This is a genomic window from Curtobacterium herbarum, assembly GCF_016907335.1.
Classification (GTDB): domain Bacteria; phylum Actinomycetota; class Actinomycetes; order Actinomycetales; family Microbacteriaceae; genus Curtobacterium; species Curtobacterium herbarum.
This window is the reverse complement of sequence record NZ_JAFBBT010000001.1, coordinates 1,469,409-1,489,214: the sequence shown is the minus strand read 5'-3', so window position 1 is coordinate 1,489,214 and position 19,806 is coordinate 1,469,409. Positions and strand designations below refer to the sequence as shown.

Below are 19,806 nucleotides of genomic sequence, written 5' to 3'. Positions count from 1 at the left end.
CAGGGACCCACCAGAAAGGACCACCGCGCATGGCGACTCCAGCAGAACCGATCAGACTCGCGCTCGTCGACGACCACCGGATGCTGCTCAGCGCCCTGACCGAGTGGATCCGCAACGCCGCGGACGACATCGCGATGGTCACCGCGGTCACCACCTGGCCGGAGCTGCTCACCAGCCCCGCCTTCCCCGTCGACGTCGTCCTGCTCGACCTGGACCTCAAGGACTCGATCCCGGTGTCGCTGAAGATCTCGACGCTGAAGACCGCCGGGGTGAAGACCGTCGTGATGAGCACCTACTCCGAGCCGAACGTGGTCCGTGAGGCCCTCGGCGCCGGTGCACTCGGCTACCTGGTCAAGAGCGAGGACGCGGCCATGATCGTCGAGGCGATCCGCGCGGCACAGCGCGGCGAGCAGTACGTGTCCGCCGAACTCGACCTGGCCATCAACAGCGGCGACGTCGGCGGGGTGCCGAAGCTCAGCGCGCAGGAGCGTCGCGTGATGGCGCTGTACGGCGGCGGCGAGCCCGTGAAGAGCGTCGCCTACCAGCTCGGCATCTCCGAGGAGACGGCGAAGAGCTACCTCAAGCGCATCCGCGAGAAGTACCGCGTCGCCGGGTTCGACGTCGGCACGAAGGTGGCGCTGCGGAAGCGGGCGATCACCGACGGGATCATCGTCCAGGACGGTTCCCCGCACGGGTTGTAGGGGGCCGGGCTGGCTTGGCTGGCACGTCTCGAGGTCGCACAACACGCCGCTCAGGTCTGACCTGGGCGGCGTGTTCTGCGACCTGGGCGTGACGCCGACGGCACGTCGTGCGACCTCGGGGATGCTCCGACGGTGCTGTCAGCGTGCGACGGGCGCGTCGGCCGGCCGGGAGGCCCGGGGCCGCGTCCGGCAGGCGGGTGTCAGTGCGAGGACACGGACTCGCGGATCGGGCCGGTGCTGGCCCCCGCGGTCCGGACCGACGCTGCGCGTCGGTTCGTGCGGTTCTCCACCGCGTAGCTGATCACCGCGACGACGACACCGAGCAGCGCCAGGCCGATGCCGAGCCAGCCCGGGGCGACGAACCCGAACCCGGCCGCGATGACCGCGCCTCCGAGCGCTGCGCCCAGCGAGTTGCCGAGGTTGAACGCCGAGTGGTTCAGCGCTGCCGCGATCGTCCGGGCGTCACCGGCGACGTCCATCAGGCGGGACTGCACGGCCGGCGGGATCGCAGACGACGTCGCTCCGAGCAGGAACGCACCCACGAACAGCCCGGCGACCCACTGCGCCGTGAGGACGGTCACGAGCAGTGCCCCGACCAGCGCGAAGAGCCCGACGAAGATGGTGGCCTTGACGCTGCGGTCGGCCAGGAACCCGCCGAGCAGTCCGCCGACGACCATGCCGAGCCCGACCACGACGAGCACCAGCGGCACCGAGGACTCCGACAGCCCCGTGACGTTCTGCACCAGTGGCGAGATGTACGAGTAGACGGCGAAGAACCCGCCGAAGCCGACCGCGCCCAGGCTCATCACGATCCAGACCTGCGGCACCTTGAACGCGCGGAGCTCCCGGCCGATGGTCGCGTGCACGTCACGTCCACTGCGCGGCACGAAGAACGAGACGGCGAAGAAGGTCAGGACGAACAGTGCGGCGACGACCCCGTAGGCGATCCGCCAGCTGGCGACCTGCCCGATCCAGGTGACCGCCGGGACACCGACGACGTTCGCGACGGACAGTCCGAGGAGCACGAGGGCGATGCCCTTGCCGCGCTTGCCCGGACCCATGATGTCGCCGGCGACGATGGAGGCGATCCCGAAGTAGGCGCCGTGCGGCAGGCCGGCGACGAACCGGGCGACGAGCACCAGGCCGAACGAGGGCAGCACCGCGCTGGCGACGGTCGCGACGGCGAACCCGACGAGCAGCACCATGAGCAGGCCCTTGCGCGGGAACTTGGCCGACATCGCGGCGATCGTCGGTGCACCCATGACGACGCCGAGTGCGTACGCGCTGACGAGCCACCCGGCGTGGGCGACCCCGCCGTCCGGGTCGGCGGCGTACTGGCCGGGCAGCAGGGCCTCGGCGATGTTCGGCAGCAGGCCCATCGCGACGAACTCGGTGGTGCCGATGGCGAAGCCACCCAGCGCGAGGGCGAGGATGGCGAGCGTGCGGCGTGCCGGCGTGAGCTGGGACATGGAACCTGTTCTCGTGCCGGAGCACGGTGGGACGGGCACGGTGGGTGCGAGCACGGTGTTGGCGAGCACGGGCAGGACGGTTGCCGGATCAGTGTAGACCGCTCCAACCCGGCGACGGAAGGGGCTGCCGAATCGATTCGACCTGACGCCGAGCGACGGCTGACACCACGACGAACGCGGCCGCGCCGACCGGGATTCCCGATCGGCGCGGCCGCGTCCGTCAGATGCGGGCCGTCGGCCGCACACCGCTCAGGCTGCGCGCTGCTCCGACGTCCGCTGCGGGCGCCGCACCGACGTGCCGGACGTGGTCCGCGCCTCCGGCAGTTCGTCGCGGTGCACCCACCCGGTGCCGCACTCCGCACAGCTGGCCCAGGCGTGCTGGCCGTCGTCGGAGGAATCGATGACGACCGAAGGGAGGTCGCAGTCCGGGCACCAACCGTCGTGCATCATGAGCGGGCTCCTTCCGTCGTGGGTGCCGGTGCTCGTGCACCGGCTGATGGACCCATCACACCCCCGACCGCCGACATCGCCGCAACGTCGGCGGCGTGTCGGGCCTCACGACGACCGACTCGTCGCGAGCATCGCACGGGACGCCGACGAACGGTCGGTGACGATCAACGACCTGACGCATCCCGACGGCACGCCCACCGTCCACCGTCTGGAGTACGGAGCACGGGGCGAACTCCTCCGACGCACCACGACGCGTGCCGGTCGGAGCACGACGACCCGGTGGGAGTACGACGCGGCGGGCAACCAGCGCGCAGTTGTCCCCCCGGACGGGGTGCGGACCGAGTTCGACCGTGGCCGCGGTGGCGTCCTGACCGCCATCCGTCGGTCGGACTTCCCCGAGGCGACGTTCCGGCACGACGGAGACGGTCGCCTGACCGGCGCCATCGCCGGAGCGCTCGCCCAGGCGTGGGAGTACGACGACGGGTTCCTCGTCAGCCACTCCTCCGACGGCAGCGAGACCGTCCTCGAGCGCGACGACCGCGGGCGTCTGACAGCCGTCCGTGGACCGGACGGCGAGGCCGTGCGGTACGAGTACGACGCCGCCTCGCAGCTCCTCGCCGCCCGTGACGGGTCCTCGGTGTCGACCTGGAGCTACGACGGATCCGGTCGGCTCGTCGACGAGCAGCGGGCCGCTGACCGGTGCTCGTACTCGCACGACGGAGCCGGAGCGCTCCTGGAGGCCGAACGCCACGGCGATGCTCCTTCAGTCGTCCGGTTCGCGTACGACGGCCTCGGTCGGCGGGTCCGAGCCGAGTCAGACGAGGTCACGACGTCGTACGCGTGGGACGAGCTGGGTCATCTCCGCACCGTCGTGCGCGAGGACGGCACCGGCACCGACCGCACCGACCTCTGGGTGAACGCCCTCGGGGAACTCGCCGAGGTCAACGGCACCACGCTCAGCTGGGACCCCACGACCCCGGTGCCGACCCTGATGTCGGTCGGCGACGCACCTGTCGTCACGGCACCCGGCCTCCTGGGCGTCGACGGGACGTGGACGTCTGCCGGTTGGCGGCGAGCGCGCTCGACACAGCGCGCGGACCCGTGGACGGCGACGGACGCCGTCACGGCTGCGGGCCTCCCGGACGGCATCGGGGTCAGCCCGACCGGAACCGTCGTGGTCGGCGGGCTCGAATTCACGGGCGCGCGCATGTACGACCCGTCGGTGCGCTCGTTCCTCTCGCCCGACCCGCTGCCGGCGGTGGTGGGTGCGGCGTGGTCGGACAACCCGTACTCGTATGCCGGCAACGACCCGGTGAACCAGATCGACCCTTCTGGCCTCCGCCCGATCACGGACGCGGAGTTGGCCGCTTACGGTGCCGGGCGCCAAGGGCTCCTCGGCATCGCGCATCGGTTCTCGAACAACGGCGCGTTCGCGATGGACGGTGACGTCCATGCTTCGCACGCGCTGTCTTGGCTGCTCGGGATGTCCCTCCTCGACCCCTCGCCCGGTCCCGGGTTCTGGCTCGGGCTCTTGAGCCCCATGCCCCTGATCGGGATCCCCATCGGTATGGCGGCGGACTTCTATGCCGGGACGGTTCTGACGAGCGGGCAGGGTGAGATGCTCTTCGGATGGGCAACGGGGACGTCGCCGAGGACCCTATTGTACGGGTCGGACAGCAAGATGACACAGGCCGTCAGCCAGGAGCTGACGCCCGCTCGACGAGAAAGGGCGGTGAAGGGACTGAAGGATGGGAATGCCGTCGTCTCAGACAGGCTGGGCTACTCGGCTGGGCCAGCATCGCTCTCCAACGAGAACCTTATACGCGACATAGGGACGGTGCTCACGTGGCCGATCGCGAGCGAACGTGACCGCACGCTCCTCGCTCTCGGGACATACGACGTCGAAGCGCGACTGGTTCGGGAGAACGGAGACGGTACGGCGACGGTCGAGTACACCGCGGTCAACGAGACGACGCTCGGTTCCCTCCTCCGGTTCCCAGGAGCGGACTACGAGGGGCTCAATCGTGCGGCTGGCGAGGACGGCCCGGCGTCGCGTGTGACTGAGGAGTTCACTTGGAAGGAGACAGTGGAATGGTGATCCGGATGAAACCGATGGCGATCGTCGCCATCGCTGCGATCTCGGTGTTGCTCGCTGCCTGCACTTCGGGCACCGCGGATCAGAAGGACGGAGGAAGCGACCTCCGCGATCAGTACATCGGGACCTGGACGAGGAGCGCTGATGGCGGCTCGTCTTCATTGGTCTTGTCTCCCAACGGGACGTTCGAGGCACATGACTTCCCGGCCGTGCTCGTGTGCGGACAGTCAACTGGAGGACGAGAGATCGACGCGTGCCGCTCGAACCCAGACACAGTCTCTGCCGCCGGGACGTGGTCGATACCGGACGAAGAGCAGGGCACCGTGTGGCTCGACAGCGACGGCCTCAGTTTCAGCACGGCATACCGCAATTTCGACAGCTTCTTCGGCAAGTCCTTCTCCCTCGGCTTCTACACGGGGTCCATCGACAAGCCGAAGCCCGACTACCTCTTCGCCAAGAGATAGACGCTCGATGCGCCCCGCCCGGACGACGTCTTCACACGCGATCCGTCGGGAAGTCGCTGACCGGTCGTCGTTCAGCCCCCGAGCGCCGCTTCGAGCCGCTCGAGCTTGCCGTTACGAGGCTCTCAACCGGGCAGCCGGCGACCACGGCCCCTTCTCGCGGGTCACCGAACGGTTCACAGGGAAAGAGGAAGTAGTGCAGTGGTGACAAGACGTCGTGCGGGGATCACCGGAATCCTGGCGGCGATGACCGTGGCGTTGACCGGCTGCACCCTGCCAGCGCAGCCCGGGCCGCAGGACTACGTCGGGACGTGGCGGCTGCAGACGGCGAGCGGGGACGCCGCCGCTCGGTTCGAGGTCGCAGGCGACAACACCTACACGGCACACGACATCCCGGCGTCGATGGCGTGCGGGACGGAGGTCTACTCGGGCAGTCCGCCCGGGTGCGCAGATCACCGAGACGCCGTGGACTTCGCGGGGAAGTGGCGGTTGTCCGAAGCCGACGCCAAGGAGCTCCGGTTCTACTTCGCCGACCTCCTCTTGCGGAAGGGGTACCGCGACGGCGACGAGCTCGGCTTCTACACCCACACACTCGATGCGCCCCGCCCGGACTACGTCTTCACACGCGATCCGTCGGGGAGCCGCTGATCGGTCGCCGCTCAGTCCCCGAGCGCCGCTTCGAGCCGCTCGAGCTTGCCGTCCAACTCCCCCGTGTGCCCGGGCCGGATGTCGGCCTTCAGCACGAGCGAGACCCGTGTGCCGAAGGGTGCGACGGCCTCGGTCGCGGCCTTGACCACGGCGAAGACCTCGTCCCACTCCCCCTCGAGCTCGGTGAACATCGACGAGGTACGGTTCGGCAGGCCGGACTCGCGGACGACCCGCACGGCTGCCGCGACGGCGTCGTGGACGGAGCCGTCCTCGGTTGCGGCAGGGCCGCCGGACGGGGCGATGGAGAAGGCGACGATCATGCCTCCATCCTGCCCCGCTGCGCGTCAGCGCGCGACGGCCTCAGCGCGCGATGGGGTCAGTGCGCGATGGGGTCAGTGCGCGATGGCCTCAGCGCGCGACGGGGTCCGCGTGCGTCGGGTCGTCGGCCGGACGCCAGGCCCGTGGCACGATCCCCTGCCGCCACATCCGGACGAGCACCACGACCGCCCACACCAGCACCGCGACCTCGAGGGCGTTCCGCACCGACAGGACGACGAGGATCCACGGCTGCACGGCGAGCACCTGGTCGTAGTAGCCCGGGTACACGAGCTGCGTGAGGAAGGCCATCGGCAGCATCGCGGCCGCGACGGGCAGGAACCGCCAGGCGCTCCCCCGCCCGGCGACGAGCCCCCAGACGACCGGCACGGCGAACCAGCCGATGTACTGCGGCGACCCGACCTTGTTCGTGGCGATGAGGGCGGCGACGAACAGCAGCGCCAGCACCGGGGCGACCTGGGTGCGGCGGGCCCCGGTCCGGACGGCGAGCAGGGCGAGGACGACGCCGACGGCCACGACGGCCGCCATCAGCGGGGTGGACAGTGCGGCGGCGACGGTGGTGCCGGCGCCGGAGACCTCGAAGGTCAGGATCTCGTGGTCGTAGAAGACCGCCGCGCCGGGGACGTGGGCGGCGGCGGCCCAGAGGAACGGCGTCGCGAGCGGCGACTCGATCTGCAGCCCGCGGCCGGTCTGTTCGCCGATGAACGAGAGCAGGTGGGCGGCGCCGCCGAAGAGCACGTCGACCAGGACGACGAGCGCGGTGACGGTGAGGGCCCCGGCGACGACCTCGCCGCGACGCCCGCGACGGAGGACGAACAGCACGCCGACCAGGGCGGCCGGCCAGACCTTGACCCAGGCGGCGACGGTGAACACGGCCGCGGCGATGCCCGGACGTCCGGCGACGAAGGCCACGCCGACCAGGGCGACCGCGGTGGCGACGGTGTCGATCCGGCCGAGCCCGATCGGACCGAGGGCCAGCAGGAACACCAGCCACCACCAGACGACCCGGACGCCGAACGCACGGAACCGCCAGAGCACGGCGGCCGCGACGGCGTTCAGCAGCACCATGAGCAGCAGCCACCCGGTGCCGATCGACGCGGTGCCACCGAGGGCCGCGGCCGCCATCGGGACGATCGCCAGGATCGGGTAGACCCAGGGCGAGTCGATGCCGACCCAGAAGTGCGACGACTGCCCGGACTCGATCCACCGCCGGTAGGTGATGGTGACGTCACCGATCGGCTGGTTCGGCACGACGAGCGTCAGGTACCAGAGCACCAGGTGCACCGCGACGAACGCCACCCCGAAGACGACGATCTCGGGCCACGGGTTCCTGCGCACCGAACGAGCGTACCGACCGGCCGCCGATCCTCAGCCGATCCCGAGAGTGACGTGTCACCGTCTCCGGGTGACCTCCGCACCGAACCCGCCGGACGCTCCGGCTCCTCGCCCTCGGCGTCGTCTCGTCATCGTGCTCGTCGTCCTCGTCGTGGTGGCGGTGGTCGCCGTGGTCGCCGTCGCGATCAGCACCCGCGCCTACACGTCGAGCGAGAACGCCAAGGCCTCGGCCACGCCGACGGTCGCCGCCAGCCGCGCCCCGTCGACGCTCGACGCGGCGGACCTGTCCGGCGCGTGGACGGTCGGCACGGGTTCCGAGGCCGGCTACCGCGTGCACGAGGTCCTCAACGGCTCGGACGTCACCGTCACCGGCCGCACGTCGGAGGTCACCGGGTCGGCGACCGTCGACGGCACGACGATCAGCGCGGCGACCATCACGGTGCAGGTCGGGGACATCGCGACGGACTCCGCACAGCGCGACTCGTACTTCCGTGACTCGGCGCTCGACACGCAGGCGTTCCCCACGGCGACGTTCACGCTCACCCAGCCGGTCTCGGACGCCGTCCCGACGGGCAACGGCACGACGACCGTGAAGGCGACCGGGACCCTCGAACTGCACGGCGTCACGAAGCCGGTCACCGCGACGCTGCAGGTCGGGTTGAACGGGGACGGCGTCGACGTCTCCGGCACGGTCCCGATCACGTTCTCGGACTACTCGGTGCAGGCCCCGAACCTGGGGTTCGTCAAGGTCGACGACGCCGGGTCGGTCGAGTTCCTCGTGCACGCCACGCCGTCGTCCTGACCTTCGTCCGGGCGGGTCGCGGCGCGACCGGCTGACGGACGGGAGGCTCCCCACCGGCCCGCCCCGGGCCTCCCGTCAGCAGGCCGACGGGCAGACAGGCAGCAGGCAGACGCCCGCTCCGTCAGTCCGCGTCCGCGTCCCCGCGGACCGCGAGGTCCCGCACCACCCCGGGCAGCTGCTCGATGAGCGACGTCATCGGGAACGGCCCGCCCCGCGAGGCCCGACGCGCCGCGACCCCGTGCACGACCGCCGCCGCCGCTGCCAGGTGGGCCAGGTCCTCCGGTCCGACCGCGGACGTGCCGGCGCGCGCGGCGACGAGCGCCCCGAGGACCCCGCCGAGGACGTCCCCTGCCCCCGCTGCCGCGAGCCAGGGCGTCGCCGAGGACGCGACCAGCCGCACCCCGCCGTCGGGCGTGACGACGTGCGTGTCGGCGCCCTTGAGGAGCACGACGCTCCCGCTCCGTTCGGCGGCGCGGAGGGCCGAGCCGCGCGGATCGCCCTCGACCTCGTCGCGCGACACGCCGAGCAGCGACGCCAGCTCGCCGGCGTGCGGGGTGAGCACCGCGAGCGGACCGAGGTCGACGAGCGGGATCGCCCCGGCGTCGACGACGACCGGCACCCCGTCGTCGGAGGCGTGCGTGAAGCCCGCGCGGGTAGCCTCGTCGAGTGCGTCGAGGGACTCCGCCGAGATCCCCGAGCCGACCAACCACGCCTGGACGCGGCCGACTCCGGCGACGATCTCGGGCCGTCGGGCGAGCACGAAGTCGGTGGCGCGGTCGGGCCCGACGTAGCGGACCATGCCGAGACCGGTGTGGACCGCGGCGTCGACACCCATCACCGCGGCACCCGGGTACTGCGCGGACCCGGTGGCGACGCCGAGGACCCCGCGTCGGTACTTCGAGGTGTCGCCGGTCGGGACGGTGATCCAGCGGGCGGCGTCGGCGGGTCGGACGGAGACGAAGTCGTTCATCGTGCCCACGGTACGGTGACGGGCATGAGCCTGTCCCTGCCTGGTCGTGTCGTCGTCTTCGACTACGGCGAGGTGATCAGCCGGACCCCGCACGCCGCCCGCGCCGCACTGCTCGAGGCGACCGGGCTCGAGGCCGACACGCTGTTCCCGGTGTACCAGGAGCTCCGGCACGACCTGGACCGTGGCGACCTGACGGTGCTCGCGTACTGGCGTGCGATCGCCGAGCGCACCGGCCGGTCCTGGTCGGTGACCGAGATCCACCGGCTGTGGGCGCTCGACTTCACCGGGTGGTTCGAGGTCGACCCCGAGGTCCTGGCCCTCGTCGAGGAGCTGCACGACGGCGGCACCCGGGTGGCGCTGCTCTCGAACGCGGGCTTCGACTTCGGTGACCCGTACCGCCGCTCCCCGATGGGCTCGCTGTTCGAGACGGTCGTGGTGAGCGCCGAGGAGCACGTCCTCAAGCCTGACGCGGCCATCTACCGCGAGACCTGCGCGCGACTCGGCATCGAACCGGGCGCGATGGTCTTCGTCGACAACCGTGCGGAGAACGCGGCCGGCGCGGACGCGATCGGCGCCGTCGGCGTGCACTTCACCTCGGCGGCCGGTCTCCGTCGGTCGCTCGAGGAGCTCGCGACCGCCGGCTGACGGGAGGCGCGGGTCGGCTGCTGACGTCCTCTCGCTTCTTCCGGAGGAGCGCCCGGTACGATCGAGGCATTGTGGACGACCCTCCTAGTGCTGACCATCACATGCCCGCCGCTCACACAGTGAGCTGCCCGACTCCGAGGTGCGCCTCGTGAGCCCCGTCGACATCGTCATGCTGATCGGCGGCATCCTGCTGACGCTCGGCACCGGCGTCTTCGTGGCCTCCGAGTTCGCGCTCGTCAACCTCGACCGTGCCGACGTCGAAGCCCGGCGTGACCGCGGTGAGACCGGCCTCGGCACCGTCATCGGTGCCCTCAAGGTCACCTCGACGCACCTGTCCAGCGCGCAGCTCGGCATCACGCTGACGACACTGCTCACCGGTTACCTGCTCGAGCCGTCGATCGCGAAGCTGCTCGAAGCGCCGTTCCTGGCGATGAACCTGCCCGAGGGTGTCGTCGAGACCGTCGGCTCGATCGTGGCGCTCGTCATCGCCACGCTGCTGTCGATGATCCTCGGCGAACTCGTGCCGAAGAACTTCGCCCTCGCGCTGCCGCTGCAGACCGCTCGACTCGTCGTGCCGCTGCAGGTCGGCTTCACGACGGTGTTCAAGCCGGCCGTCGCCCTGCTCAACGGCACCGCGAACGCCATCCTCCGCGGGATCGGCATCGAGCCGCAGGAGGAACTCTCCGGGGCCCGGAGCGCCGAGGAACTCACCTCGCTCCTCCGCCGGTCCGCGTCCGAGGGCTCACTCGAGCAGGACACCGCCACGCTGCTCCAGCGCACGCTGTCCTTCTCCGAGCTGAGCGCCAGCGACGTGATGACCCCGCGTCCCCGCCTGTCGACGATCCGCGTGTCCGACAGCGCCGAGGCGGTCATCGCCCTGGCGCGCCGGACCGGCTTCAGCCGCTTCCCCGTCATCGAGGAGGACGCGGACGACGTCGTCGGACTCGTGCACGTGAAGCAGGCCGTCTCGGTCCCGCGTGAGAAGCGTCCCGAGGTGCCGGTCGGCGCGCTGATGACCGACGCCGAGCGCGTGCCGGAGACCATGCCCGGCGACACCCTGCTCACCGAGGTGCGCGGTCGTGGCTACCAGATGGTCATCGTCGTCGACGAGTACGGCGGGACCGCCGGCGTCGTCACGCTCGAGGACCTAGTCGAGGAGATCGTCGGCGAGGTGTCCGACGAGCACGACCGGGCACGCATCGACGTCGTCCGGAGCCGCGGCTGGCTGACCTTCCCGGGTCTGCTGCGCCCCGACGAGCTCGAGGACCGCGCGAGCGTCACCGTCCCCGAGGACGGCCCCTACGAGACCGTCGGCGGGTTCCTCATGCAGGAGCTCGGCCGTCTGCCCCAGGTCGGTGACGAGGTCGCGATCGACTCCGGCGTCTTCCGCATCGAACGCCTGGACGGCCGCCGCATCGACCGGATCCGGTACACGCCGAATCCGGTCGGCGAGGACACCCTCGGCAGCAGCGCTCGGAGCAGCACTGCCCGGAGCGGCAGCAGCAGCGGCAAGCGCACCACCGCCACGAGCACCACCGAGACGGACCAGGAGACCACCCGATGAGTTCCGACTGGTGGGGCATCTTCTGGCTCGTCGTGCTGCTCGGCGGCAACGCGTTCTTCGTCGCGGCGGAGTTCGCCGTCATCTCGGCCAGGCGCTCGCAGATCGAACCGCGCGCCGAGCAGGGCTCCCGCGCTGCACAGATGACGCTGTGGGCGATGGAGCACGCCACCCGGATGCTCGCGACCACGCAGCTCGGCATCACGGTCTGCTCGCTGCTCATCCTCAACGTGTCCGAGCCGGCGATCCACCACCTGCTCGAGGTCCCGCTGCACCTGACCGGCTGGAGCGCCGAGGTGATCGGCATCGTGGCGTTCGTCTTCACGCTGCTGCTCGTGTCGTTCCTGCACGTGGTGTTCGGCGAGATGGTGCCGAAGAACATCTCGTTCTCGATGCCGGACCGGGCGGCGCTGCTGCTCGTGCCGACGCTCTGGTACATCGGTCACGGCCTGCACTGGGTCGTCGTCGGGCTCAACGAGGTCGCGAACGGCGTGCTGCGCCTGTTCAAGGTCGAGCCCAAGGACGAGGCCGTCAGCGCCTACACCGTCGAAGAGGTCCAGACGATCGTCGAGCAGTCCCGACGCGAGGGCACCCTGGCCGACGACTCCGGCACGCTCCGGATGGCGTTCGAGTTCACCGAGAAGAAGGTCAAGGACGTCGCCGTGCCGATGTCCGGGCTCGTCACCCTGCACGAGGACGCGACGCCGGCCGACGTCGAACGGGCCGTCGCCCAGCGGGGCTTCTCGCGCTACGTGCTCATCGACGACGCGGGTGACCCGACCGGGTACGTGCACGTCAAGGACGTCATCGACCTGCGGCCGGACGAGTTCGACGACCCGGTGCCGCCGAAGCGCATCCGCCAGCTCATCTCGCTCTACACGGAGATGGACCTGGAGGACGCACTCGCGACGATGCGCGGGGCCGGACGCCACGTGGCGCGGGCCTTCGACGCGGACGGCCGGACGACGGGCGTGCTGTTCCTCGAGGACATCCTCGAGGAGCTCATCGGCACCGTCGAGGACGCCACCCGGCGCCGGTAGACGCACCAGTAGTCGGACGGGAGGCGCGGTGCCAGCTGGCTCCGCGCCTCCCGTCCGTCCGTCCGTCCGACCCGCGAAACGCAACCTCGGCGCCCCGCCGCAACGCGATACCGCTGCGCGGCGACGCCGACATTGCGTTTCGCGGGGGCTGCGGGACGCTACCAGCTGACGGGGAGGGGCTTGCCCTCCTCGTAGCCGGCGGCGGACTGGATGCCGACCAGGGCCCGGTCCGCGAACTCGGTCAGCGACTGCGCGCCCGCGTAGGTGGCCGAGCTGCGGAGGCCCGTCGTGATCATGTCGAGCAGGTCCTCGACGCTCGGGCGCTCCGGGTCCAGGTAGATCGTCGACGACGAGATGCCCTCGGCGAAAAGCGCCTTCCGTGCCCGCTCGTACGGGTCGAGACGCTCGAAGCGCTCCCGCACCGCCTTGGCGGAGGCCATCCCCCAGCTCTCCTTGTACGCCCGACCGGCGTCGTCGCGGCGCAGGACACCGGGGGCCTCGAGCGTGCCGGCGAACCACGAGCCGATCATCACGGCCGACGCACCTGCGGCCAAGGCGAGGGCGACGTCACGGGGGTAGCGGACACCGCCGTCGGCCCAGACGTGCGCACCGAGCGAGCGAGCCGCCGCCGCGGTCTCGAGGACGGCGGAGAACTGCGGACGCCCCACGGCGGTCATCATGCGGGTGGTGCACATCGCGCCCGGCCCGACGCCGACCTTGATGATCGACGCGCCCGCGGCGACCAGGTGGGCGACGGCGTCGGCGGTGACGACGTTGCCCGCGACGAGCGGGATGCCGAGGTCGAGCGCGGACACCGCACGGAGCGCGCGGATCATGCCCTCCTGGTGACCGTGTGCGGTGTCGAGGACCAGCACGTCGACCCCGGCGTCGGCGAGGGCTGCGGCCTTCGCGGCGACGTCGCCGTTGATGCCGACGGCCGCGGCGACACGCAGGCGGCCGGAGGCGTCCACGGCGGGTCGGTAGATGTCGGAGCGGATGGCGCTCGTCGGGCTGACGGTACCGACGACCCTGCCGTGCCGCATCACCGGCGCGAAGTCGACACCGGCGGCGGTGAGCACGTCGTACACGTGCCGGGAGGACCCGGCGTCCTCGGCGTCGATCGCGGTCGTCGCTCCGTGCAGCAGGTCCCCGAGGACCGCGTCGGCCCCGGCGGTCGCGAGCCGGGTCGCGGGCACGCAGCCCAGGTACTCCCCCGCCTCGTCGCGGACCACGACACCGCGGCCCTCGACGGGCAGCAGCTGCTCGAGCGCCTCGGCGACCGTGGCGTCGGCACCCAGGTCGATGGCGGAGTCGAAGTCGACCGGCTGCGCCTTGACCCAGCGGATCGCCGCGTCGAGGTCCTGCAGGTGCATGTCCTGTGGCAGGACGCCGAGGCCGCCACGACGGGCGAGGGTCGCCGCGAGCCGCGGACCCGTCACCGAGTTCATGTTGGCACTGACGATCGGGATCGTCGCACCGGTGCCGTCGTTCGTCGACAGGTCCACGTCGAAACGGCTCGTCACGCTCGACCGGCTGGGGACGAGGAAGACGTCGGAGTAGGTCAGGTCGTGGGTCGGCCGCGTCTCGTAGAACCTCATGACGGCCACTGTACGGCGGCGCACGGAGGGCCGCCGGGGAGCGCCGCCCGGACCCACCCGGGAGGCTCGACTCACCCGCCGTCTCCCACCTCACGGCCACTGATGAGCGGCTAGGGTTGACGGCGTGCGGGACAGGGTTGCCCTGCACGACACACACGAGCATCAATCGACGGAGAGTGGGCGATCGGCTGTGTCGAGCCATCTGACCGGAACTGACGAGACCGCGGGCGAATTCGGCGCGAACGAGTGGCTGGTGGACGAGCTCTACGAGCAGTTCCTCGCCGACAAGAACAGCGTCGACGAGTCGTGGTGGCCGGTCCTCGAGAGCTACCACCGAACGCAGCCGAGCACCTCGGCCGCCGATGCCGAATCCACCGGTGCCGACTCGTCCGCTGCGGCGCCCGCCCAGGCCGCAGCCGCCGCGGACGCCCCCGCCGAGCAGCCCGCCGCCGTCGCCGGTCCTTCGTCCACGCAGCAGCCCGCCACCGGCGAGGCGAAGACGCCCCTGCAGGCCCGCACCACCTCGCGGCAGCCGTCGCCGCAGCCGATCCCGGCCGAGGCGAACGACGCCGCCGACGAACACGAAGAGACCCACGAGGACGTCGCCACCCCGCTCCGTGGCATGGCGAAGACCCTGGCGTCGAACATGGACGCGTCGCTCAGCGTCCCGACCGCCACGAGTGTCCGGACGATCCCGGCGAAGCTGATGATCGACAACCGGATCGTCATCAACAACCACCTGCGCCGAGCCCGCGGCGGCAAGATCTCGTTCACGCACCTCATCGGCTGGGCCATGGTCCAGACGCTCAAGGACTTCCCGAGCCAGAACGTCTCCTACGAGGAGCGCGACGGCAAGCCCTTCCTGGTCACCCCGGCGCACGTCAACCTCGGCATCGCGATCGACGTCCCGAAGAAGGACGGCACGCGCTCGCTGCTCGTCCCGAGCATCAAGCGCGCCGAGACCCTGACGTTCGGGCAGTTCCTCTCCGTCTACGAGGACGTCGTCAAGCGCGCGCGGGACAACAAGCTGACCCCCTCGGACTTCCAGGGCACGACGATCTCGCTGACGAACCCGGGCGGCATCGGCACCGTGCACTCGGTCCCGCGCCTCACCAAGGGACAGGGCTGCATCGTCGGCGCCGGCGCGCTCGAGTACCCGGCGCAGTTCCAGGGCTCGGCACCGAAGACCCTCGTCGAGCTCGGCGTCGGCAAGACCATCACGCTGACGAGCACCTACGACCACCGCGTCATCCAGGGTGCCGGATCGGGCGAGTTCCTCAAGAAGGTGCACGAGCGGCTGATCGGCCAGCACGGCTTCTACGACGACATCTTCGCCGCGCTCCGGATCCCCTACAAGCCGATCCAGTGGGCGAACGACATCAACGTCGACCTGGCGCACCGGGTCAACAAGACGGCACGCGTGCAGGAGCTCATCAACAGCTACCGCGTCCGCGGGCACCTGATGGCCGACATCGACCCGCTCGAGTACCGGCAGCGCACGCACCCCGACCTCGAGATCGAGCGCCACGGCCTGACGTTCTGGGACCTCGACCGGGAGTTCGTGACCGGTGGGCTCGCCGGCACCACGACCGCACCGCTCCGTGACGTCCTCGGCATCCTCCGGGACGCCTACTGCCGGACGGTCGGCATCGAGTACATGCACATCCAGGACCCGGAGCAGCGCCGCTGGGTGCAGGAGCACATCGAGGTCCCCTACTCGAAGCCGTCGAAGGACGAGCAGCTGCGGGTCCTCGGCAAGCTCAACGAGGCCGAGGCGTTCGAGACCTTCCTGCAGACCAAGTACGTCGGGCAGAAGCGCTTCTCACTCGAGGGCGGCGAGTCGACCATCGCGTTCCTCGACACCCTGATCCAGCACGCCTCGGTCGCCGGCCTCGACGAGGTCGCGATCGGCATGGCGCACCGCGGTCGCCTCAACGTCCTGACGAACATCGCGGGCAAGACCTACGGCCAGATCTTCCGGGAGTTCGAGGGCACCCAGCTCCCCGGCACCGTGTCCGGGCAGGGCTCCGGCGACGTGAAGTACCACGTGGGCACCGAGGGCGTCTTCCGCGCCTCGGACGGCTCGCGCATCCCGGTGACGATCGCGGCGAACCCGTCGCACCTCGAAGCCGTCGACGGCGTGCTCGAGGGCATCGTCCGCGCCAAGCAGGACCGGAAGCCCGCCGGCACGTTCGGCACGCTGCCGGTCCTGGTGCACGGCGACGCCGCGATGGCCGGGCAGGGCGTGGTCGTCGAGACACTGCAGATGTCGCAGCTGCGCGGCTACCGCACCGGCGGCACCGTCCACCTGGTCATCAACAACCAGGTCGGCTTCACCACGCCTCCGGAGTCCGCCCGCACGTCGGTCTACTCGACCGACGTCGCGAAGACGATCCAGGCGCCGGTCTTCCACGTGAACGGTGACGACCCGGAGGCCGTGGCGCGCGTCGCCGACCTGGCCTTCGCGTACCGCGAGGAGTTCCACCGCGACGTCGTCATCGACCTGGTCTGCTACCGCCGACGCGGCCACAACGAGGGCGACGACCCCTCGATGACGCAGCCGCTGATGTACAACCTGATCGAGGCGAAGCGCTCCGTCCGCACGCTGTACACCGAGGCCCTCGTCGGCCGCGGTGACATCACGCAGCAGGAGTACGACGACGCGCACCGTGACTTCCAGGACCGCCTGGAGCGCGCGTTCGCCGAGACGCACGAGGCGCAGACCGGCACGATGCCGACCGTCGCCGTGGACGACTCCGGTGCCGTGAACGGCCTCGAGCGTCCCACTGCGCAGCGCGACGACTCCGAGCTCGAGGTGCACGACACCGCGATCTCGCAGGAGCTCGTCGAACTCATCGGCGACGCGCACGGCAACCCGCCGTCGGGCTTCTCGATCCACCCGAAGCTGCAGCAGCTCCTCACGAAGCGCCGCGAGATGACCCGTGCCGGCGGTGTGGACTGGGCGATGGCCGAGCTCATGGCGATCGGTTCGGTCCTGGTCGAGGGCAAGCCCGTGCGACTCGCCGGACAGGACGCCCGTCGTGGCACGTTCGTGCAGCGCCAGGCGGTGTTCCACGACCGGACGAACGGCCAGGAGTGGCTGCCGCTCGCGAACCTGACCGAGGACCAGGCCCGGTTCTTCATCTACGACTCCCTGCTCAGCGAGTACGCGGCGATGGCGTTCGAGTACGGGTACTCGGTCGAGCGACCGGAAGCCCTGGTGCTCTGGGAGGCGCAGTTCGGCGACTTCGCCAACGGCGCCCAGACCGTCATCGACGAGTTCATCTCGGCCGCCGAGCAGAAGTGGGGCCAGCGCTCCGGCCTGGTGCTCCTGCTCCCCCACGGCTACGAGGGTCAGGGACCGGACCACTCCTCGGGCCGCATCGAGCGGTACCTGCAGCTCTGCGCGCAGGACAACATGGTCGTCGCCCGACCCTCGACCCCGGCGTCGTACTTCCACCTGCTCCGTCGGCAGGCGTGGGCGAAGCCGCAGAAGCCGCTCATCGTGTTCTCCCCGAAGGCGATGCTCCGCCTGCGCCAGGCGACGAGCGCGGTCGACGACTTCACGACCGGCACCTTCCAGGAGGTCCTGGACGACGACCGTCTGGCAGCTCAGGGCGTCGACAAGGGCGCGGTGCGTCGCGTCGTCCTGCACTCGGGCAAGATCCACCACGACCTGCGGACCGAGGCGGAGAAGCGCGGCATCACCGACGTCGCCCTCGTCCGGCTCGAACAGCTCGCCCCGCTGCCGCTCGACCGGATCCTCGAGGTCCTGGCGAGCTACCCGGAGGCCGAGGTCGTGTTCGCGCAGGAGGAACCGGAGAACCAGGGTGCCTGGCCGTTCGTCTGCATGAACCTCTCGCCGCACCTCGACGGCCGACCGCTGTCCGTCGCGTCCCGCTCGGCGAGCGCGGCCCCGGCGACCGGTTCCTCGAAGCGCAGTGCGCAGGAAGCCGCCGGCGTCATCGACCGGGCGTTGAGCTAGCAGCAAAACACCGGTGTTCGTCGGCCACACCGCACCCTGCGTGTGTGTTTCCGACGAACACCGGTGTTTTTCGTTCCGGGGATGGTCCTAGACCAACCTTGTGTACCGCACGCCGGCCTCGTGGTAGCCGCGGCGCTGGTAGAAGCGGTGGGCGTTGTCGGTCGCCGCGGCACTGACGGCGGACAGCCGGCGCGCGCCCTGCTCGGCCGCCCACGTCTCGAAGGTGCCGAGGAGCGCGGAACCGGTGCCGTGCCTCCTGGCCGTCGGGTCGACGACGAGCAGCAGCAGCTGCGCGGTCGGCTCGTCGCTGGCGTAGGTCCAGGTGACCTGCGCGCCGGCGACGGCGATCGGACGACCGTCGTCGCCGCGGACCACCCAGGTGCGGTGTCCGGCCTCCGGGGTGAGCCGATCGAGTCGGGCCTGCATCGCGGCGGGTTCCACCTGGTGGCCGAGGAGGCGCACCAGGTCGGTCACCGCGGCGACGTCGGGTTCGGTCCAGGTGCTGATCGGCTCGGCGTCGGTCATGTCCGCACCCTACCCGTTCGTGGGGCCGTCACCACTGGTGTGACGACCCGGTCCAGAGCGGTCCGCGGGTGGACTGCGGTCAGTGCGTGGACTGTTCCGCGCGGAGTCGGGCGAGGACCTCGTCCCGGAGCTGCTCCGGGGCGGTCTCGCGGCAGGCGCGCTTGACGGTCTCCATGAGCACCATGCCGACGCGGTGCTCGGTCAGGCAGTCCTCGCAGCCCGCCATGTGCTCGCGGATGTCCGCGGCGTCCTCGTGACGCAGTTCGTCGTGGAGGAACTCCTCGAGTTCCGCCTTCGCCTTCGAGCAGTCGCACCCGCTCATCGTGCGTCCTTCCGGGTCGTGCGGGTGCCGGCCGTCGTGGCCGCCCGCGTGCCTGCACCTCGGCCTCGTCCGCGCATCGTCGCCGTCGACGCTGCGTCCGGGACGACACCGGTCTCGCGTGCGTGGTCGGCCAGCAGTCCACGGAGGAGCCGGCGTCCACGGTGGAGGCGGCTCATGACCGTCCCCACGGGGGTCTTCATGATGTCGGCGATCTCCTGGTAGGAGAACCCTTCGACATCGGCGAAGTAGACGGCCATCCGGAAGTCCTCCGGGATGGCCTGCAGCGCGTCCTTCACGGCGGAGGAAGGCAGGTGGTCGATGGCGTCGGCCTCGGCGGAGCGCGCCGAGATCGACTGGGTCACGCTCTCCGCGCCGCCCAGCTGCCAGTCCTCGAGCTCGTCGATCGTGCCCTGGTAGGGGTTCCGCTGGTTCTTGCGGTACGTGTTGATGAACGTGTTCGTGAGGATCCGGTAGAGCCACGCCTTGAGGTTCGTGCCCTGGCGGAACTGTCGGAAGGCGGCGAACGCCTTCACGAAGGTCTCCTGCACCAGGTCGGAGGCGTCGGCCGGGTTCCGGGTCATCCGCATCGCGGCGCCGTACAGCTGGTCCATGAACGGCAGCGCCTGGTCCTCGAACAGCCGGCGCAGCTCGTGCTCGGACACGGTCTTCGCGTCGACGGGCTCCGGCTCCGGCTCGGCGTCGAGGCCGGCGAGGTCGTCGTCCTCGACGGCGTCGAGCTGCGCCTCGGTCTCGTCGACCAGGTCGTCCGGTGCGTGCTGCGGTTCGTCGGTCGTCATCGCCCGCCAGTCTAGGCGGACGGTGGTGTCCGGGCCCTGTGGCTCGGCGAGCGTCGTGACGGCCCG

At 70.7% G+C, this 19,806-nt stretch carries 17 protein-coding genes; 9 read left to right on the top strand and 8 right to left on the bottom strand.

Features of this window, described 5'->3' with window-relative positions:
• Positions 1-29 precede the first annotated feature (29 nt).
• Positions 30-701: a response regulator transcription factor gene (locus tag JOD51_RS07160; protein WP_110902095.1), complete on the top strand. Its 672-nt coding sequence runs from the start codon at positions 30-32 to the stop codon at positions 699-701.
• Positions 702-901: 200 nt separating this feature from the next.
• Here the strand turns inward: JOD51_RS07160 and JOD51_RS07155 are convergent, their stop codons facing one another.
• The gene (locus tag JOD51_RS07155; RefSeq protein WP_204607643.1) at positions 902-2,170 is read right to left on the bottom strand and encodes an MFS transporter; all 1,269 of its coding nucleotides are present in this window, start codon (positions 2,168-2,170) and stop codon (positions 902-904) included.
• Positions 2,171-2,570: 400 nt separating this feature from the next.
• On the opposite strand from JOD51_RS07155, the gene JOD51_RS07150 reads away from it, so the two are divergent.
• The 3 genes from JOD51_RS07150 (at position 2,571) to JOD51_RS07140 (ending at position 5,824) form a co-directional block, all read left to right on the top strand.
• Positions 2,571-4,718 carry an RHS repeat domain-containing protein gene (locus JOD51_RS07150; protein ID WP_307839417.1) on the top strand — a complete coding sequence of 716 codons (2,148 nt, stop codon included), beginning with the start codon at positions 2,571-2,573 and terminating at the stop codon, positions 4,716-4,718.
• Positions 4,712-5,179 (top strand): hypothetical protein, encoded by a 468-nt coding sequence (locus tag JOD51_RS07145; RefSeq protein ID WP_204607641.1) that lies wholly within the window; start codon positions 4,712-4,714, stop codon positions 5,177-5,179. Before JOD51_RS07150 ends, JOD51_RS07145 begins: the two co-directional genes overlap by 7 nt.
• 201 nt (positions 5,180-5,380) lie before the next feature.
• On the top strand, positions 5,381-5,824 hold the full coding sequence (locus tag JOD51_RS07140; RefSeq protein WP_204607640.1) for a hypothetical protein: 444 nt from the start codon (positions 5,381-5,383) through the stop codon (positions 5,822-5,824).
• A gap of 11 nt (positions 5,825-5,835) precedes the next feature.
• On the opposite strand, the gene JOD51_RS07135 is transcribed toward JOD51_RS07140, so the two are convergent.
• A complete protein-coding gene (locus tag JOD51_RS07135; RefSeq protein ID WP_111075542.1) occupies positions 5,836-6,144 on the bottom strand; it encodes a thiamine-binding protein in 309 nt (102 codons plus the stop codon).
• Between the two features lie 88 nt (positions 6,145-6,232).
• Positions 6,233-7,498 (bottom strand): glycosyltransferase family protein, encoded by a 1,266-nt coding sequence (locus JOD51_RS07130; protein ID WP_259556667.1) that lies wholly within the window; start codon positions 7,496-7,498, stop codon positions 6,233-6,235.
• Between the two features lie 67 nt (positions 7,499-7,565).
• On the opposite strand from JOD51_RS07130, the gene JOD51_RS07125 reads away from it, so the two are divergent.
• Entirely contained in the window at positions 7,566-8,297 is a 732-nt protein-coding gene (locus JOD51_RS07125) for a YceI family protein (protein ID WP_259556666.1), read from the top strand.
• Between the two features lie 121 nt (positions 8,298-8,418).
• Here the strand turns inward: JOD51_RS07125 and JOD51_RS07120 are convergent, their stop codons facing one another.
• Entirely contained in the window at positions 8,419-9,267 is an 849-nt protein-coding gene (locus JOD51_RS07120; protein WP_204607637.1) for an ADP-dependent NAD(P)H-hydrate dehydratase, read from the bottom strand.
• Positions 9,268-9,291: 24 nt separating this feature from the next.
• On the opposite strand from JOD51_RS07120, the gene JOD51_RS07115 reads away from it, so the two are divergent.
• The 3 genes from JOD51_RS07115 to JOD51_RS07105 all read left to right on the top strand — a co-directional run bounded on the left by JOD51_RS07115 (position 9,292) and on the right by JOD51_RS07105 (position 12,513).
• Positions 9,292-9,912, top strand: coding sequence for an HAD family hydrolase (locus tag JOD51_RS07115; protein ID WP_204607636.1), 621 nt, complete (start codon positions 9,292-9,294; stop codon positions 9,910-9,912).
• A 169-nt stretch (positions 9,913-10,081) separates the two neighbouring features.
• Positions 10,082-11,476 carry a hemolysin family protein gene (locus JOD51_RS07110; RefSeq protein ID WP_239540274.1) on the top strand — a complete coding sequence of 465 codons (1,395 nt, stop codon included), beginning with the start codon at positions 10,082-10,084 and terminating at the stop codon, positions 11,474-11,476.
• Positions 11,473-12,513, top strand: a complete 1,041-nt coding sequence (locus JOD51_RS07105; protein WP_204607635.1) for a hemolysin family protein — start codon at positions 11,473-11,475, stop codon at positions 12,511-12,513. Before JOD51_RS07110 ends, JOD51_RS07105 begins: the two co-directional genes overlap by 4 nt.
• A gap of 158 nt (positions 12,514-12,671) precedes the next feature.
• Here JOD51_RS07105 and guaB1 read toward each other — a convergent pair whose 3' ends face one another.
• Positions 12,672-14,111 (bottom strand): GMP reductase, encoded by a 1,440-nt coding sequence (gene guaB1, locus JOD51_RS07100; RefSeq protein ID WP_204607634.1) that lies wholly within the window; start codon positions 14,109-14,111, stop codon positions 12,672-12,674.
• Positions 14,112-14,301: 190 nt separating this feature from the next.
• On the opposite strand from guaB1, the gene JOD51_RS07095 reads away from it, so the two are divergent.
• On the top strand, positions 14,302-18,096 hold the full coding sequence (locus JOD51_RS07095) for a multifunctional oxoglutarate decarboxylase/oxoglutarate dehydrogenase thiamine pyrophosphate-binding subunit/dihydrolipoyllysine-residue succinyltransferase subunit (RefSeq protein ID WP_204607633.1): 3,795 nt from the start codon (positions 14,302-14,304) through the stop codon (positions 18,094-18,096).
• Positions 18,097-18,183: 87 nt separating this feature from the next.
• On the opposite strand, the gene JOD51_RS07090 is transcribed toward JOD51_RS07095, so the two are convergent.
• From JOD51_RS07090 to JOD51_RS07080, 3 genes are all read right to left on the bottom strand, one after another.
• Positions 18,184-18,621, bottom strand: a complete 438-nt coding sequence (locus JOD51_RS07090) for a GNAT family N-acetyltransferase (protein ID WP_204607632.1) — start codon at positions 18,619-18,621, stop codon at positions 18,184-18,186.
• A 79-nt stretch (positions 18,622-18,700) separates the two neighbouring features.
• Positions 18,701-18,943: a zf-HC2 domain-containing protein gene (locus JOD51_RS07085; protein ID WP_204607631.1), complete on the bottom strand. Its 243-nt coding sequence runs from the start codon at positions 18,941-18,943 to the stop codon at positions 18,701-18,703.
• Positions 18,940-19,740, bottom strand: coding sequence for a sigma-70 family RNA polymerase sigma factor (locus JOD51_RS07080; protein ID WP_204607630.1), 801 nt, complete (start codon positions 19,738-19,740; stop codon positions 18,940-18,942). Before JOD51_RS07080 ends, JOD51_RS07085 begins: the two co-directional genes overlap by 4 nt.
• Positions 19,741-19,806 lie beyond the last annotated feature (66 nt).